This window comes from Microbacterium sp. Bi128, assembly GCF_918698205.1.
In genome coordinates this window covers 1-1,374 of record NZ_CAKKMM010001358.1, presented here as the reverse complement: position 1 = coordinate 1,374, position 1,374 = coordinate 1, and the positions used below count along the sequence as shown (strand labels likewise).

At 70.6% G+C, this 1,374-nt stretch carries 1 protein-coding gene; it reads right to left on the bottom strand.

Features of this window, described 5'->3' with window-relative positions; translation table 11 throughout:
- Positions 1-1,374: glycoside hydrolase family 13 protein (locus tag LQV45_RS32785; protein WP_230011789.1), on the bottom strand; the 1,374-nt coding region annotated here is incomplete at both ends.

The window sequence follows — 1,374 nt, the reverse complement described above, 5'->3', positions numbered from 1 at the left end:
GTGCGGATCAGGGCGGATCGGGCGGCCTCATCCGCCCTGATCTTCCCGGCAGACGCGTCCGGCGATGGCTCCGGCGCCCCGCCCGGCGCCCCGCGCGGCTCCCGCCGCAGTTCCACCTTGACCTCGCCCGCCGCGTAGGCAGGCCGCCCGGACAGGGCCGCGAACTGGGCCCCTGAGAGTGTTCCGGGAGCCAGTTCCGCCTCCGCCCCGGCCCGGGCCACCACCACGAGCACTGCGCTCTGCCCTGTTTCACGCACGAACGCCAGGACGTCCCCGCGTGCGTACAGCCAGCGCACGCCGCCGCCCGTCAGTGCGGGCTGGTCCCGGCGCAGCGCGGTGAGGGCTGCGTAGTCCGCCGTCAGGTCGGTGAGGATGCGGCTGGGGTCGTCCCAGGGCATGGGCGTCCGGGAGGACTCCCCGTTGTCGCCTTTGAGTCCGAACTCGTCGCCGGCGAACACCACGGGAACGCCCGGCAGGGTGAACATCAGCAGCGCGCCGAGCCGCTGGCCGCCGTCGATCATCACGGTGGCCGCCCGCGCGGTGTCGTGGCTGTTCAGGGCGTTCATGTTCTGCTGACGGACGTCCCAGCTGAACGCGGAAGCGAGGTCCAGGTGCGTGGCCAGGAAGTCCTCCGCGGCGGTCCGGTTGGGGCCGGGCAGCGGGGTTCCAAAGAAATTGACGTGTCCCGCGTCCCCTGCGAGCCAGGACCACAGCGGGCGGGTGAAGTTGGAGTAGGTCATGGCACCGTGCCAGTGCTCGCCGCTGAAGTCGGGTGCCGCGTCATTCGTGGCCTCGGCGAGCAGAGCCGCCTCGGGGTTGATCGAACGGACGCGGTCCGCGATCAGCCGGGCGACGTCGTAGTTCAGATCGGTGCCGCCGAGCCTGCCGGTCATGTTGCCGACGTCGATCCGCCAGCCGTCCAGGTTGAACGGCGGCCGGAGCCAGAGCGCCACCGGGGAATCGTCATCCAGGACGAATTTCTCGCGCAGGCCCGGGGAGGCCCAGTTGAGCTTGGGCAGCGACCTGACGCCGTACCAGGACTCGTACGCCGTGTGGTCGGCATTGAAGTAGTAGTACCCGGCTTCCTCGGAGGCCGGGTCGGCCAGGGCGCGCTGGAACCATTCGTGGGCGTCGCCGGAATGATTGGCCGTGAGGTCACCCATCACCCGCAGACCGCGGGCGTGGGCGGCCTGGACGAGTTCCACCAAGGCCTCGTCCCCGCCCAGCAGCGGGTCCACCATGGAAAAGGTGGCGGCGTCGTAGCGGTGGTTGGAGCGGGCCGGGAAGAACGGCGTCAGGTAGATGACGTCGGCCCCGAGCGCCTGAATGTGGTCCAGCCGCTCGGTGATGCCCCGGAGGTCGCCGCCGTAGTAC